Raw genomic sequence first — 16,601 nt, 5'->3', positions numbered from 1 at the left:
CCACTCTTTCGAGCAAAGCTCAATTCTGTAGTTGTGCGCGGGAGAGCAAGTGGGTTTCTGGACGAAGGACCCTGAACATGGGGCGGCCGGCGCAGGTGAACGAAGCAAAGCTCCACAGTCATGGACCGTGTTGAGCCAAGCCCCGTGCATCTGCGCGGGGCGTTTTTAGTTTTAGCTCACCTGAGCGGGGACCTTCGAATACCGGCACTATCCCCGGAAGGAGGGTTATGGCAACGCCTACAAAGGTTTCAGCAGTAGCTGAGATCACTAACGATTTCAAGGAATCGAACGCCGCTGTCCTGACCGAATACCGCGGGCTCACCGTTGCACAGCTCAAGCAGCTGCGTGTCTCTCTCGGCCAGGACACCAAGTTCTCGGTCGTCAAGAACACCCTGACCGCCATTGCAGCCAAGGAAGCCGGTGTCGAAGCATTCGACGGCCAGCTTGCCGGCCCCACTGCAATCGCGTTCATCAAGGGTGACGCAGTTGCAGCTGCCAAGAGCCTGACGGATTTTGCCAAGACCAACAAGCAGCTGGTTATCAAGACCGGTTACTTCGAGGGCAAGGCACTGAACGCCAGCGAAGTTGTTGCGCTGGCAGCACTCGAGTCCCGCGAGCTGCAGCTCGCCAAGGTTGCAGGCATCCTCAAGGCTCCTGCCGCCGCTGCTGTACGCATCATCGACGCACTGCGGCTCAAGCTTGAAGAAGAGAACGGTGCCCCGGCAGAAGCCGAAGCACCCGCCGCTGAAGAAGCTCCGGCCGCAGAAGCAGAAGCTCCGGCTGACGCTCCCGCTGCAGATGCAGAGGCTCCGGCCGCTGCCACCGAAGAGAACTGACTTTCTCTTTCTAAACCAGACTCCGGTGTGAACGCAGGGCCCAGCGCCGCTGAACACCACTATAGGAAGGACGCCAACCATGGCGAAGCTCACCAACGAAGAGCTCATTGAAGCTTTCAAGGAACTGACCATCATCGAGCTCTCCGAGTTCGTTAAGCTCTTCGAAGAGACCTTCGAAGTAACGGCCGCTGCTGTTGCAGTTGCAGGCCCGGCTGCCGGTGGCGCCGCAGAAGAAGAGGAGCAGACGGCATTTGACGTCATCCTCGAAGCTGCCGGCGACAAGAAGATCGCAGTGATCAAGGAAGTTCGCGCAATCACTTCCCTGGGTCTGAAGGAAGCTAAGGACGTTGTTGACAGCGCCCCGAAGGCTGTTCTCGAAGGCGTTACCAAGGAAGCTGCCGAGAAGGCAGTTGCCCAGCTCGAAGAAGCCGGCGCACGCGTTAGCATGAAGTAACTCAAGCTGCCGTTTCTCGATCTATTCGAGTAGCTCAGTCTGTTCCGGGAAGCCCCGTCCACTCCGGTGGGCGGGGCTTCCCGCAGTTAAGCGGCCGCACCGGCGCTCTCCAACAGTCACTGCCTGACCCCGCGTTGCTCTGCAGGGTCAGCTGGCGTCGCTGATGTCCGCGACCACGGCTCCAAGAGCCGTGGTCAGGGCATCGGCGTCCACAAACGCACTGTAGCCATGCTGGCCGGCGCCCATGGAGATCCGCCGTCCTGCCATGCTCTGGTCCGCGTAGACCGGCCAGGCTGTGGTGCTGCCCAGCGGGGTAATGGTGCCACGCTCATAGCCGGTGGCCTCGAACGCCAGGTCCGCCGGCGGCAAGGACAGCTTGTTGACTCCCACCAGGTTTCTGAGCTTGGGCCAGGAAATCTGGCGGTTCCCGGGGATCAGGGCGAACAGGAAACTGCCGTCCTTGTGCTTGACCACGAGCGATTTCACAATGTCAGCCGGGCTGATGCCGAGGATCTGCGCCGCTTCCTCGAGGCTCTTGGCCGCCAGACGTTGCACCAGCTGCACCTCAAGGCCGCGCGCTGCGGCGTCGGCAAGGAAGCGTTCCCTGCCGACGCCTGCGTTGTTGCCCGTCACCTCAGTTCCAAAACGGCCAGTCCCATGACTGTCAGCTGTAGCCGCTAGTCCCTGTACAACAGGAGCGCTTCGCCCTGCCCGCCGCCGCCGCACAGCGAAACAGCGGCCTTGCCGGTGCCCCGCCGTTTCAGCTCATGCGCGGCGTGCAGGGCCAGCCGCGCCCCGGAGGCTCCGATCGGGTGGCCCAGGGCGATTGCGCCGCCGTGGATGTTGCACTTTTCCAGCGGGTAATCAAGATCCTTGAGTGACTGCACTGCAACCGAACCGAAGGCCTCATTGATCTCGATGAAGTCCAGGTCCGCTGCGCTCCAGCCGGCCTTGCCCAGGGCACTCATGATCGCATTGGAGGGCTGCGAATGCAGCGAATTGTCCGGCCCGGCCACCTGCCCGGACTTGCCCACGACGGCCAGGTATTCCAGTCCGTTGTCCTCGGCGAACTTTCGGGAGGTCAGAACCAGGGCAGAAGCACCATCGGACAGGGGAGAGGAGTTGCCCGCCGTAATGGTGCCGTCGCTGACGAACGCCGCACGCAGGCCGGCCAAGGACTCAACAGTGGTCTCCGGCCGGATGCCTTCGTCCTTCGCCACGACCAGCGGCTCACCCTTGCGCTTCTTGACGCTGATGGGAGCGATCTCGTCGTCGAAAGTTCCATCGCCGGCGGCGGCAGCGGCACGCCGGTGGGACTGCGCTGCCACTTCGTCCTGCGAAGTCCGGTCGATGCCCAGGGTCAGGTTCTTGGTTTCCGTGGAAAGCCCCATGGACTGGCCGTCGAAGGCGTCCGTCAGGCCGTCATGGGCGGCCACATCCAGCGCCTGGACTGCACCGTAGGTCCAGCCCTGGCGGGAGCCAGGCAGGACGTGGGGTGCCCGGGTCATGGATTCCTGGCCGCCGGCAACCACCACGGCGGCATCCCCGCTGCGGATCATCCGGGCGGCGTCGATCACGGCTGTCAGGCCGGAAAGGCACACCTTGTTGATGGTGACGGTGGGGACGTTCCAGCCGATACCTGCACCGATTGCGCTCTGACGAGCCGGGTTCTGGCCGGCGCCGGCCTGGAGTACCTGGCCCATAACCACCGCGTCCACCTGATCGGCAGTCAGCCCGCTGGCAGCGACGGCTGCCTTGATGGCGTGCGCCCCGAGCTCGACTGCCGTAAAGCTTGCCAGCTGGCCGTTGAGGCGGCCCTGAGGCGTGCGCGCCGCGGCCAGAATGACAACATCATTGTTGTCTGTGGAGTTACTCATGGTTGTCTCTTCCGATCTGTGACGATATAGGCCTAGGCTACCGCGAGCCGGATCACCTAGCTATTCAAACGCCCCAGGGGCAGGGCTCATTCCGCGTTCAGGAAGACCGCTTGGGGAGAACTCCCCATGCGGGGGACGTGCTCCACCGGAGCGCCTTGCGTAGGGTGGCCAGGACGGTCTTTGGGGATATCCGGGGAAACAGGAGCGGCAAAATGAAGAAAACAATCGCAGCAATCGGTATTGCCGGAATCGCCGGACTTACCGCTTGTTCGCCCGCTGTTGCGGTTCCGGTCAAAACCACAGCGCCCCCGACGCCCTCCAGCAGCGCCGTTGCATCGCCGTCGGAATCCGCATCTCCAGATGCATCCGGGGAATCGACCGCGGCTGCGGCCGGGGTCAAGGAGTCCTGCGAGCTTTTCTACACGCTCTACGCGGAATACAAGGCATTGCCGGGCACCGATGCCAACGCCTATGAGGACATCTACCTGAAGTCCGAGGACGCGAAGAGAAACACCGCAGCTGACATCACCGGTCTGTTTGCGTCGCTGAGCCTGCTTGCCATCGACCACGCTTCGGCGGCGGAATCAGGTGGACGGCCGGCCCAGGACTCCAAGGACGCAGTCCGGGACGCCGTGTTCGCCAATGCCGGTGCCTGCACAGCAGAAGGGGTGACACTCCGGCTTTAGCGGCGGCCAGATGCCTTGCCGCAGCGGCAACTAGGTGCCTGCGGCAACGGTGCTTGCAATAAATCCGGATGTGGGGTAGACACAGGAGACTATTTGCCGTATTGTGGATATTTGCGTCTTCCCTGTTTACCTTCAGCCTTCATATAGCGGTGGGCTTTGCCTTGCAGCTGACCTATTAACGTGCCGTCAACAACGTCACCATCATAGGCAGCCTGGGTCCCGGGTCATATAGCGGAACCGGATGGGTAGCGCTGTGGAGTCATTCTGCAGGGTGCACAACAGGGGAGATCTGAAAACGCCTGAAGGTCTGTGGAAGGATCCCTCTTGGTCGCCTCGAGCACCTCTAATAACGAAACCGCTAATACGGCAAGCACCGATGGTGCCACTCGCCGGCTCTCATTCGCAAAGATTCACGAACCTCTTGATGTTCCGAATCTTCTTGCCCTGCAGACGGACAGCTTCGACTGGCTCGTCGGAAATGAACGCTGGCAGGCACGCGTAGCGAAGGCCGTGGAAGAAAGCGACCTCAGCGTCGCCACCACCTCCGGTCTTTCCGACATCTTCGAAGAGATCTCCCCGATCGAGGACTTCCAGGGCACCATGTCCCTGAGCTTCTCCGATCCGGAGTTCGCTGATCCGAAGTACACCATGGCTGAGTGCAAGGACCGGGACGCTACATACTCGGCTCCGCTGTATGTCAAGGCCGAATTCATGAACAACAACACGGGCGAAATCAAGCAGCAGACCGTGTTCATGGGTGACTTCCCGCTGATGACGGAGAAGGGTACCTTCGTCGTCAACGGCACCGAGCGTGTTGTTGTCTCCCAGCTGGTCCGGTCACCGGGCGCTTACTTCGAGCGCACCGCTGACAAGACCAGCGACAAGGACATCTTCACGGCCAAGATCATCCCGTCCCGTGGTGCATGGTTTGAACTCGAAATCGACAAGCGCGACCAGGTCGGCGTTCGCCTCGACCGCAAGCGCAAGCAGTCCGTCACGGTACTGCTGAAGGCCCTCGGCTGGACCGAAGGCCAGATCCTCGAGGAATTCGGCCAGTACGACTCCATGCGCGCAACGCTGGAGAAGGACGCCACCGAGACCCGCGAAGATGCCCTGTTGGACATCTACCGCAAGCTCCGACCGGGCGAGCCGCCCACCGTCGAGGCTGCCCAGTCGCTGCTGGACAACCTGTACTTCAACTCCAAGCGCTACGATCTGGCCAAGGTCGGCCGTTACAAGATCAACCGCAAGCTTGGCATCGACCGCTCCCTTGGCGACAAGGAAGCTTCGGTCCTGCATGTTGAAGACATCGTCGCCATGATCAAGTTCCTGGTTGCACTGCACGCCGGTGAGAAGACCCTCACCGGCAAGCGCGACGGCCAGGACCACGAGCTGCGCGTCGAGATCGATGACATCGACCACTTCGGCAACCGCCGCATCCGCGCCGTCGGCGAGCTCATCGAGAACCAGGTCCGCACCGGCCTGTCCCGTATGGAGCGCGTTGTCCGCGAGCGTATGACCACTCAGGACGTCGAAGCCATTACGCCGCAGACCCTGATCAACATCCGCCCCGTGGTTGCGGCAATCAAGGAGTTCTTCGGAACGTCCCAGCTGTCCCAGTTCATGGACCAGAACAACCCGCTGTCGGGTCTGACCCACAAGCGCCGCCTGTCTGCGCTTGGCCCGGGTGGCCTGTCCCGTGACCGTGCAGGCATGGAAGTCCGTGACGTCCACCCGTCGCACTACGGACGCATGTGCCCCATCGAAACCCCTGAAGGCCCCAACATCGGTCTGATCGGTTCGCTGGCTTCCTACGGCCGCATCAACCCGTTCGGTTTCATCGAGACGCCTTACCGTCTTGTCTCCGAAGGTGTTGTTTCCGACGAGGTCGAGTACCTGACGGCCGACGACGAAGCGGAGGTCCTGATCGCTCAGGCCAACGCTCCGCTCGACGTCAACAAGAAGTTCGCTGAAGAGACCGTGCTGGTCCGTGCCCGCGGTGGTGGAGGCGAGCCTGTGCTGGTCCCCGCCGGCGAGGTCGAGTTCATGGACGTTTCCCCGCGCCAGATGGTGTCCGTGGCAACCGCCCTGATCCCGTTCCTTGAGCATGACGATGCAAACCGTGCACTCATGGGTGCCAACATGCAGCGCCAGGCTGTGCCACTGGTCCGTTCCGAGGCGCCGTTCGTCGGTACCGGCATGGAGCGTGCAGCTGCAGTCGACGCCGGTGACGTTGTCATCGCGAAGAAGGCAGGTGTGGTCACCGAGGTTTCCGCCGAACTCGTCATCATGCTCAACGATGACGGCACGGAAACCAACTACCGGATCAACAAGTTCGCCCGCTCCAACCAGGGCAACTGCTACAACAACCGTGTCCTGGTGAACGAAGGCCAGCGGCTGGAGGTCGGCGGCATCATCGCTGACGGCCCGGCAACGGACCAGGGCGAGCTCGCCCTCGGAAAGAACCTGCTCGTGGCATTCATGTCATGGGAAGGCCACAACTTCGAGGATGCCATCATCCTGTCCCAGCGCATCGTGGCAGAGGACGTCCTTTCCTCCATCCACATCGAGGAGCACGAGATCGATGCCCGCGACACCAAGCTTGGTGCCGAGGAAATCACCCGTGACATCCCCAACGTGTCCGAGGAAGTCCTTGCAGGCCTGGACGAGCGCGGCATCATCCACATCGGTGCCGAAGTTGAAGCCGGCGACATCCTGGTCGGAAAGGTCACCCCGAAGGGTGAAACCGAACTGACCCCGGAAGAGCGCCTGCTGCGCGCCATCTTCGGTGAGAAGTCCCGCGAAGTGCGCGACACCTCGCTGAAGGTTCCGCACGGCGAGTCCGGCACCGTTATCGGTGTCCGCGTCTTTGACCGCGACAACGACGACGAACTGCCCCCGGGCGTGAACCAGCTGGTCCGCATCTATGTGGCTGCCAAGCGTAAGATCACCGACGGCGACAAGCTCGCCGGCCGCCACGGCAACAAGGGTGTCATCTCCAAGATCCTTCCGATCGAGGACATGCCCTTCCTTGCCGACGGCACCCCCGTTGATATTGTCCTGAACCCGCTGGGTGTTCCGGGCCGTATGAACGTCGGCCAGGTGCTGGAAACGCACCTCGGCTGGGTTGCCAAGACCGGCTGGAAGATCGAAGGCGAGCCCGAGTGGCTCAAGCAGCTGCCGAACCTGCCGCGCGAGAGTGGCCAGACCACTGTTGCAACGCCGGTCTTCGACGGTGCACGTGAAGAGGAAATCACAGGCCTCCTGGATTCCACCAACGTGACCCGCGACGGCGAACGCCTGATCAACTCCTCAGGCAAGACCCGCCTGTTTGACGGCCGCTCCGGCGAGCCGTTCCCGGATCCCGTCTCGGTCGGCTACATGTACATCCTGAAACTCCACCACCTGGTGGACGACAAGATCCACGCACGCTCCACCGGCCCGTACTCCATGATCACCCAGCAGCCGCTGGGTGGTAAGGCGCAGTTCGGTGGCCAGCGCTTCGGTGAAATGGAAGTGTGGGCGCTCGAAGCGTACGGCGCTGCCTACACGCTCCAGGAACTCCTCACGATCAAGTCGGATGATATCCATGGTCGCGTGAAGGTCTACGAAGCCATCGTCAAGGGCGAGAACATCCCGGAGCCGGGCGTTCCTGAGTCCTTCAAGGTCTTGATCAAGGAAATGCAGTCGCTGTGCCTGAATGTGGAAGTTCTTTCCACGGACGGAACCACAATTGAAATGCGTGACTCTGATGACGCAGTCTTCACGGCTGCGGAAGAACTGGGCATCGATCTGTCTCGTGCAGAGCCCAGTTCCGTAGAAGAGGTTTAGCAGGGCGTCCGACGGCGGGCCTCACCGCCCGCCGTCGGGCTTCCTCCCTCTTCCCGTAACCCAAGACTTCAGAATTTAGAGAACAAGAGAGAACAGGGACCATATGTCCAGCGAATCCTCCTTCGGCCTCATGCAGATCGGCCTCGCCACCGCGGAAGACATCCGTGGCTGGTCTTACGGCGAGGTTAAGAAGCCGGAAACCATCAACTACCGCACGCTCAAGCCTGAGAAGGACGGCCTCTTCTGCGAGAAGATCTTCGGCCCGTCCCGCGACTGGGAATGCTACTGCGGTAAGTACAAGCGTGTGCGCTTCAAGGGCATCATCTGCGAGCGTTGTGGCGTTGAAGTCACCCGCGCAAAGGTGCGCCGTGAGCGTATGGGCCACATTGAGCTGGCCGCTCCCGTCACGCACATCTGGTACTTCAAGGGTGTACCGTCCCGTCTGGGCTACCTCCTTGACCTGGCACCGAAGGACCTCGAAAAGGTCATCTACTTCGCCGCCTACATGATCACGAGTGTCGACGCCGACAGCCGCCACGAAGAACTGCCCAACCTCCAGGTTGAGCACGACATCGAGAAGAAGCAGCTGGTCGACAACCGCGACTCCGACATCGCCACGATCGCACGCGACCTCGAAAACGAGATCGCCCGCCTCGAGGGTGAAGGCGCCAAGGCTGCCGACAAGAAGAAGGCCCGTGACTCCGCGGACCGTCAGATGGCAAACGTGCGCAAGCGTGCGGATGCCGAGATCGAGCGCCTCGAGCAGGTCTGGGACCGCTTCAAGAACCTGAAGGTCGCTGACCTCGAAGGTGACGAAGGCCTGTACCGCGAACTGCGTGACCGCTACGGCATGTACTTCGAAGGCTCCATGGGTGCCGAGGCAATCAAGAAGCGTCTTGAGACCTTTGACATGCAGGCTGAGTCCGATCTGCTGCGCGACATCATTGCCAACGGCAAGGGCCAGCGCAAGACCCGTGCCCTGAAGCGACTGAAGGTTGTCAACGCATTCCTGACCACCAACAACAGCCCGCTTGGCATGGTTCTGGACGCCGTCCCGGTGATCCCGCCGGAACTGCGCCCCATGGTCCAGCTGGACGGTGGGCGATTTGCGACGTCCGACCTCAACGACCTCTACCGCCGTGTGATCAACCGCAACAACCGACTCAAGCGACTGCTTGATCTCGGTGCCCCGGAGATCATCGTCAACAACGAGAAGCGCATGCTTCAGGAGGCTGTTGACAGCCTCTTTGACAACGGCCGCCGTGGCCGTCCGGTCACCGGACCGGGCAACCGCCCGCTGAAGTCCCTGAGCGACATGCTCAAGGGCAAGCAGGGACGTTTCCGCCAGAACCTTCTCGGCAAGCGTGTTGACTACTCCGGCCGTTCGGTCATCGTGGTTGGCCCGCAGCTGAAGCTGCACCAGTGTGGCCTGCCGAAGCAGATGGCTCTGGAGCTCTTCAAGCCGTTCGTGATGAAGCGCCTGGTTGACCTCAACCACGCTCAGAACATCAAGTCGGCCAAGCGCATGGTTGAGCGTTACCGTCCGCAGGTCTGGGACGTTCTCGAAGAGATCATCACGGAGCACCCGGTATTGCTGAACCGTGCACCCACCCTGCACCGTCTCGGCATCCAGGCCTTCGAGCCCCAGCTTGTTGAAGGCAAGGCAATCCAGCTTCACCCGCTGGTTTGTGGCGCCTTCAACGCTGACTTCGACGGCGACCAGATGGCAGTCCACCTGCCGCTGAGCCCCGAAGCCCAGGCTGAGGCACGCATCCTGATGCTTTCCTCGAACAACATCCTGAAGCCGTCTGACGGCCGTCCGGTGACTCTGCCTTCGCAGGATATGATCATCGGCCTCTACCACCTGACCACCAAGCGTGTTGGTTCAGCTGGTGAAGGCCGTATCTTCTCCTCGGTTTCGGAAGCCATCATGGCCTACGATCTCCGGGAGCTGCACCTGAACTCCCAGGTCAAGATCCGCCTTGAGGGCTTTGTCCCTTACGCCGGCTGGGAAGCTCCGGAAGGCTGGGAGCCGGGTCAGATTGCCCTGGTCCAGACCTCCCTCGGCCAGGTTCTCTTCAACGAGACACTGCCGGCTGACTACCCGTGGGTTGAGGCTGTTGCCGACAAGGGTGAACTGTCCCGGATTGTCAACGATCTCGCGGAGCGCTACCCGAAGGTTGTTACCGCGGCAACGCTGGATAACCTGAAGGACTCCGGTTTCTACTGGGCCACCCGTTCAGGCGTGACCGTGGCCATCTCGGACATCGAGGTGCCCAAGGACAAGCCGAAGATCCTGGCCGGTTACGAGACCTTGGCCGCCAAGATCCAGGGCCAGTACGACAAGGGCCTGATCGACGACGACGAGCGTCGCCAGGAACTGATCGAGATCTGGAACAAGGCAACCAACGAGATCGCCCAGGCGATGCGTGACAACCTGTCCCCGATGAACACCATCAACCGCATGGTGTCCTCCGGTGCACGTGGTAACTGGATGCAGGTCCGCCAGATCGCGGGTATCCGTGGTCTTGTGGCCAACCCCAAGGGTGAGATCATCCCGCGTCCCATCAAGTCCTCCTACCGCGAGGGCCTGTCGGTGCTGGAATACTTCATCGCCACCCACGGTGCCCGTAAGGGTCTGGCTGACACCGCCCTGCGTACGGCCAACTCGGGCTACCTCACCCGTCGTCTGGTGGACGTTTCGCAGGACGTCATTGTCCGTGAAGAGGACTGCGGCACGGAGCGCGGACTGGTCACTGCAATTGCAGTTGCTGACGCCAACGGTGAACTGGTGCTGGACGAGAACGTCGAGAACAGCGCCTACGCCCGTACCCTGGCCGTGGATGTCGTTGACTCCAGGGGCAAGGTCCTGGCAGCCGGCGGAACCGACTGCGGCGACGTCGTCATTGCCGAGCTGTTCGCAGCCGGCATCACCGAGGTCAAGGTCCGCTCCGTACTCACCTGTGAGTCCAGCGTCGGTACCTGCGCACTGTGCTACGGCCGTTCACTGGCCACCGGCAAGACCGTCGACATCGGTGAGGCAGTGGGCATTATCGCCGCACAGTCCATCGGTGAGCCGGGCACCCAGCTGACCATGCGTACCTTCCACACCGGTGGTGCTGTTTCAGCCAGCGGTGGCGAAGACATCACCCAGGGCCTGCCCCGTATCCAGGAGCTTTTCGAAGCCCGTACTCCGAAGGGTGTCGCACCGATTGCTGAAGCAGCCGGCCGCATCGCCATCGAAGAGTCCGAGCGTCAGATGCGCCTGGTCATCACTCCGGATGACGGCAGTGAAGAGATCGCTTACCCGGTGCTGCGCCGTTCACGTCTCCTGATTGAAGACGGCCAGCACGTGACCGTGGGCCAGAAGCTCATCAACGGTCCGGTTGACCCCAAGCAGGTTCTGCGCATCATGGGCCCCCGTGCTGCACAGAAGTTCCTGGTGGACGAAGTGCAGGGCGTTTACCGCAGCCAGGGCATCGGTATCCACGACAAGCATGTCGAGGTCATCGTCCGCCAGATGTTGCGCCGTGTCACTGTCATCGAGTCCGGTGAATCCGATCTGCTCCCCGGTGAGCTGGCGGAACGCAGCCGCTTCGAAGACGCCAACCGCCGCGTTGTATCCGAGGGAAAGACTCCGGCTTCCGGACGTCCCGAGCTCATGGGTATCACCAAAGCCTCCTTGGCCACCGAGTCCTGGCTGTCCGCTGCTTCCTTCCAGGAAACCACCCGCGTCCTGACGCAGGCGGCCATGGAAGGCAAGAGCGATCCGCTGCTCGGCCTCAAGGAGAACGTCATCATCGGTAAGCTGATCCCTGCCGGCACGGGTCTCCCGCGTTACACGGAGGTCACTGTGGAGCCGACTGAAGAAGCAAAGGCCAATCTGTTCACCGGCCCCAGCGCATTCAGTGACTTCTCGTACGACACCCTGGGCGGAGACGGAGCTCCCGAGTTCCACGCCATCCCGCTGGATGACTACGATCTGGGCAGCGACTTCCGCTAACCGTCAGGTTCCTAGAGGCCCCGTTTCCACCATGTGGAGGCGGGGCCTTTTCGTGCGCCCTACCCGCTGCAAAGGCGCCGATTAGGCCTGGCGGCAGTCCATGTTAGACTTGTGACCAATTGTTATTGTGGCAGTGGATGAGTGCGCCGGTTTCAGCTGAGAGGCTGAACCAGAGCGACGTTTCCGGTTTGCAGGGTTCTTGTGCAACGTATGCCACATTTTTGCATGCCTAGGGGCCCTTGAAGACGCAAGTCACGTCATCCCCTGAGTGTGCGATCCGACTATTAAGGCTTCGCCACAGCTGCTCTGGAGACTTCTTCAAAGCCCGGGCGGCGGGGCAAAGCACAAAGAGAGCGGCTGGAAGCGGCCGCTCCGGATAAAACGGAGAACACGAGAGTGCCTACGATTAACCAGCTGGTCCGCAAGGGCCGCACGCCTAAGGTCAAAAAGACCAAGGCTCCCGCGCTTAACGGCAGCCCGATGCGCCGCGGTGTCTGCACCCGCGTCTACACCACCACCCCGAAGAAGCCGAACTCGGCTCTGCGTAAGGTCGCACGTGTGCGCCTTAACGGTGGCGTTGAAGTAACTGCTTACATCCCCGGTGTAGGCCACAACCTGCAGGAGCACTCCATTGTGCTCGTTCGCGGCGGTCGTGTGAAGGACCTTCCGGGTGTCCGTTACAAGATTGTCCGTGGCGCCCTCGATACCCAGGGTGTGAAGAACCGTAAGCAGGCCCGCAGCCGCTACGGCGCAAAGATGGAGAAGAAGTAATATGCCTCGCAAGGGTCCGGCCCCCAAGCGGCCGCTCGTACTAGATCCCGTTTACGGTTCCCCGTTGGTCACTCAGCTGATCAACAAGGTGCTGGTTGACGGCAAGAAGTCCACCGCAGAGCGCATTGTTTACGGCGCGCTGGAAGGCGCTCGCGCCAAGTCCGGCGGCGATCCCGTTGCAGCCCTCAAGAAGGCGATGGAGAACGTCAAGCCTTCCCTCGAGGTCCGCTCCCGCCGTGTCGGTGGCGCAACCTACCAGGTTCCGGTTGAGGTCAAGCCGGGCCGCTCCACGGCACTCGCCCTTCGCTGGCTGGTCGGCTACTCCAAGGCCCGCCGCGAAAAGACCATGACCGAGCGCCTCCAGAACGAAATCCTGGATGCCTCCAACGGTCTCGGTGCCGCTGTGAAGCGCCGCGAAGACACCCACAAGATGGCCGAGTCCAACAAGGCCTTCGCACACTACCGCTGGTAATACTTCCCGGACGCCGCCGGCTCACTGAGCCGGCGGCGAACGCGTAATCCATCCGAAAGGGAGACACCGTGGCACAGGACGTGCTTACCGACCTCAACAAGGTCCGCAACATCGGCATCATGGCCCACATCGATGCCGGCAAGACCACCACCACCGAGCGCATCCTGTTCTACACAGGTGTGAACCACAAGATCGGCGAAACCCACGACGGCGCTTCGACGACCGACTGGATGGAACAGGAAAAGGAACGCGGCATCACCATCACGTCTGCCGCCGTGACCTGCTTCTGGGACAACAACCAGATCAACATCATCGACACCCCTGGCCACGTTGACTTCACCGTTGAGGTTGAGCGCTCATTGCGCGTCCTCGACGGCGCAGTTGCTGTCTTCGATGGCAAGGAAGGCGTTGAGCCGCAGTCCGAGACTGTTTGGCGTCAGGCTGACAAGTACGACGTTCCGCGTATCTGCTTCGTCAACAAGATGGACAAGCTGGGCGCAGATTTCTACTTCACGGTAGACACCATCATCAGCCGTCTCGGTGCCAAGCCGTTGGTCATGCAGCTGCCGATCGGCGCTGAGAACGACTTCATCGGTGTTGTGGATCTCCTCGAGATGCGCGCGCTGGTCTGGCCCGGCGACTCCAAGGGTGACGTCACCATGGGCGCCAAGTACGAGGTCCAGGCGATCCCGGCCGATCTCCAGACCAAGGCTGAAGAGTACCGTGCGACGCTCGTTGAGACCGTTGCTGAGGCCACAGAAGAGCTCATGGAGAAGTACCTCGAAGGTGAAGAAATCACCGTTGAGGAACTCAAGGCCGGCATCCGCAAGATGACCATCAACTCCGAGCTCTACCCGGTTCTTTGTGGCTCTGCCTTCAAGAACCGCGGCGTTCAGCCGATGCTTGATGCCGTCATCGACTTCCTGCCGTCCCCGAACGATGTTCCTCCGATGATCGGTCACGATCCCCGCAACGAGGAAATCGAACTGACCCGCAAGCCGTCCACGGAAGAGCCGTTCTCGGCTCTGGCGTTCAAGGTTGCGACCCACCCGTTCTTCGGCCAGCTGACATTCATCCGTGTTTACTCGGGTCATGTGTCTGCAGGCACCCAGGTAGTTAACACCACCAAGGGCAAGAAAGAACGCATCGGCAAGCTGTTCCAGATGCACGCCAACAAGGAACTTCCGGTTGACGGCGCCGCGGCTGGCCACATCTACGCAGCCATCGGTCTGAAGGACACCACCACAGGGGATACCCTGAGTGATCCCAACAACCAGATCGTTCTCGAGTCCATGAGCTTCCCGGAGCCCGTGATCTCGGTTGCCATCGAGCCGAACACCAAGGGTGACCAGGAGAAGCTCTCCACGGCCATCCAGAAGCTCTCCGCTGAGGATCCGACCTTCCAGGTCTCCCTCAACGAGGACACCGGCCAGACCATCATCGCCGGCATGGGCGAGCTCCACCTGGACATCCTGGTGGACCGCATGCGCCGCGAGTTCAAGGTCGAGGCCAACGTGGGCAAGCCGCAGGTTGCGTACCGCGAAACGATCAAAAACACCGTTGAGCGTCACGACTACACTCACAAGAAGCAGACCGGTGGTTCGGGTCAGTTCGCAAAGATCCAGATCGCCATTGCGCCGCTGGACACCGCGGACGGCGAGCTGTACGAGTTCGAGAACAAGGTCACGGGTGGCCGTATCCCCCGCGAATACATCCCGTCGGTTGACCAGGGAATCCAGTCCGCATTGAATGAAGGCGTATTGGCTGGCTACCCGGTTGTCGGCATCAAGGCGACCCTGATTGACGGCGCCTACCACGATGTTGACTCCTCGGAAATGGCGTTCAAGATCGCCGGACGTATGGCTTTCAAGGAAGCCGCACGCAAGGCGAACCCTGTTCTGCTCGAACCGCTGATGGATGTAGAGGTCCGCACCCCTGAGGAATACATGGGTGAAGTAATCGGTGACCTCAACTCCCGCCGTGGCCAGATGCAGTCGATGGAAGATGCAGCAGGGGTCAAGGTCATCCGTGCGCATGTTCCGTTGTCCGGCATGTTCGGCTACATCGGTGACCTGCGCTCCAAGACCCAGGGCCGCGCTGTGTATTCCATGACGTTCAACAGCTACGCCGAGGTCCCGAAGGCATTTGCCGACGAGATCATCCAGAAGAACCGCGGCGAATAGTCTTTCCGGCTGTCGCAGCAAAAACTCGGGTACGTTTCCGATTACGGAAATTCACCTGGTGCAGGTGGCCGGGCTTCGGTCCTGACCGGATACCGGCCATCTGCACGAACAGGCTCTAGGAGCTAGTATTAGTTCCTGAATCTGCAATTTCACCAATCCAAAGCCCCCCAAGTAGACTTACTGGAGTTTCTGCCGCGACAAGCGCGGTTGAAGGGTAAGTCATTTGAAAACGTTCTAGGAGGAACCTGTGGCAAAGGCAAAGTTCGAGCGGACTAAGCCGCACGTTAACATCGGTACCATTGGTCACGTTGACCACGGTAAGACGACGTTGACGGCCGCCATTTCCAAGGTGCTGTACGACAAGTACCCGACTCTCAACGAGCAGCGCGACTTCGCGTCTATTGACTCTGCTCCCGAAGAGCGTCAGCGCGGCATTACCATCAACATTTCCCACGTTGAGTACCAGACCGAGAAGCGCCACTACGCACACGTAGACGCCCCGGGTCACGCTGACTACATCAAGAACATGATCACCGGCGCTGCACAGATGGACGGTGCAATCCTGGTGGTTGCCGCCACTGACGGCCCGATGGCTCAGACCCGTGAGCACGTTCTGCTCGCCCGCCAGGTTGGCGTTCCCTACCTGCTGGTCGCACTGAACAAGTCGGACATGGTTGATGACGAAGAACTGCTGGACCTCGTTGAAATGGAAGTTCGTGAGCTGCTCAGCGCTCAGGGCTTCGATGGCGACGAAGCACCTGTTGTTCGCGTCTCCGGCCTGAAGGCACTCGAAGGCGACCCGGTTTGGGTCAAGTCCGTCGAGGATCTCATGGCAGCTGTCGACGAGTCCGTTCCGGACCCGGTACGCGACCGTGACAAGCCGTTCCTGATGCCGATTGAAGACGTCTTCACCATCACTGGTCGTGGCACCGTTGTGACGGGTCGCGCCGAGCGCGGTACCCTCGCGATCAACTCTGAGGTTGAAATCGTCGGTATCCGTCCGGTTCAGAAGACCACCGTTACCGGTATCGAGATGTTCCACAAGCAGCTCGACGAAGCATGGGCCGGCGAGAACTGTGGCCTCCTGCTCCGCGGTCTGAAGCGCGATGACGTAGAGCGTGGCCAGGTTGTCGTCAAGCCGGGTTCCATTACCCCGCACACCGACTTCGAGGCTAACGTCTACATCCTCTCCAAGGACGAAGGCGGGCGTCACAACCCGTTCTACTCCAACTACCGCCCGCAGTTCTACTTCCGCACCACGGATGTTACCGGTGTCATCACCCTGCCCGAGGGCACGGAAATGGTTATGCCTGGCGACAACACCGAAATGACTGTCGCGCTGATCCAGCCGATCGCCATGGAAGAGGGCCTCGGCTTCGCAATCCGCGAAGGCGGCCGCACCGTTGGTTCAGGTCGCGTTACCAAGATCGTCAAGTAGTCCTTGCTGATCGCTGTTTTCTGATCTCCGATCGGTTGGCCGTCTGACGG

The 16,601-nt window shown here is 61.1% G+C and carries 11 protein-coding genes; 9 read left to right on the top strand and 2 right to left on the bottom strand.

The features are described from left to right. Positions 1–227 precede the first annotated feature (227 nt). Both rplJ and rplL read left to right on the top strand, forming a co-directional pair. Positions 228–836 carry a 50S ribosomal protein L10 gene (gene rplJ, locus V3C33_13295; protein ID XAS66465.1) on the top strand — a complete coding sequence of 203 codons (609 nt, stop codon included), beginning with the start codon at positions 228–230 and terminating at the stop codon, positions 834–836. 79 nt (positions 837–915) lie between these two features. Continuing rightward, complete coding sequence (gene rplL, locus V3C33_13290) at positions 916–1,290, top strand: 50S ribosomal protein L7/L12 (GenBank protein XAS66464.1); 375 nt, start codon at positions 916–918, stop codon at positions 1,288–1,290. 147 nt (positions 1,291–1,437) lie between these two features. Here the strand turns inward: rplL and V3C33_13285 are convergent, their stop codons facing one another. Continuing rightward, complete coding sequence (locus V3C33_13285) at positions 1,438–1,923, bottom strand: YbaK/EbsC family protein (GenBank protein ID XAS66463.1); 486 nt, start codon at positions 1,921–1,923, stop codon at positions 1,438–1,440. 44 nt (positions 1,924–1,967) lie between these two features. Continuing rightward, the gene (locus tag V3C33_13280; GenBank protein XAS66462.1) at positions 1,968–3,167 is read right to left on the bottom strand and encodes an acetyl-CoA C-acetyltransferase; all 1,200 of its coding nucleotides are present in this window, start codon (positions 3,165–3,167) and stop codon (positions 1,968–1,970) included. A 212-nt stretch (positions 3,168–3,379) separates the two neighbouring features. Here V3C33_13280 and V3C33_13275 point away from each other — a divergent pair, with 212 nt between their 5' ends. From V3C33_13275 to tuf, 7 genes are all read left to right on the top strand, one after another. Further along, complete coding sequence (locus tag V3C33_13275; GenBank protein ID XAS66461.1) at positions 3,380–3,853, top strand: hypothetical protein; 474 nt, start codon at positions 3,380–3,382, stop codon at positions 3,851–3,853. 324 nt (positions 3,854–4,177) lie between these two features. Next, positions 4,178–7,684 (top strand): DNA-directed RNA polymerase subunit beta, encoded by a 3,507-nt coding sequence (gene rpoB, locus V3C33_13270; protein XAS66460.1) that lies wholly within the window; start codon positions 4,178–4,180, stop codon positions 7,682–7,684. Between the two features lie 103 nt (positions 7,685–7,787). Beyond that, a complete protein-coding gene (locus tag V3C33_13265; protein XAS66459.1) occupies positions 7,788–11,687 on the top strand; it encodes a DNA-directed RNA polymerase subunit beta' in 3,900 nt (1,299 codons plus the stop codon). A gap of 396 nt (positions 11,688–12,083) precedes the next feature. Beyond that, positions 12,084–12,458: a 30S ribosomal protein S12 gene (gene rpsL, locus V3C33_13260; GenBank protein ID XAS66458.1), complete on the top strand. Its 375-nt coding sequence runs from the start codon at positions 12,084–12,086 to the stop codon at positions 12,456–12,458. A 1-nt stretch (position 12,459) separates the two neighbouring features. Next, entirely contained in the window at positions 12,460–12,930 is a 471-nt protein-coding gene (gene rpsG / locus V3C33_13255; protein XAS66457.1) for a 30S ribosomal protein S7, read from the top strand. Positions 12,931–12,998: 68 nt separating this feature from the next. Next, positions 12,999–15,113 (top strand): elongation factor G, encoded by a 2,115-nt coding sequence (fusA, locus tag V3C33_13250; GenBank protein XAS66456.1) that lies wholly within the window; start codon positions 12,999–13,001, stop codon positions 15,111–15,113. Between the two features lie 247 nt (positions 15,114–15,360). After that, on the top strand, positions 15,361–16,551 hold the full coding sequence (gene tuf / locus V3C33_13245) for an elongation factor Tu (protein XAS66455.1): 1,191 nt from the start codon (positions 15,361–15,363) through the stop codon (positions 16,549–16,551). The last annotated feature ends 50 nt before the right edge of the window (positions 16,552–16,601 follow it).

The organism is Micrococcaceae bacterium Sec5.7, from assembly GCA_039636785.1.
Classification (GTDB): Bacteria; Actinomycetota; Actinomycetes; order Actinomycetales; family Micrococcaceae; genus Arthrobacter.
This window is presented reverse-complemented; position numbering and strand designations above follow the sequence as displayed.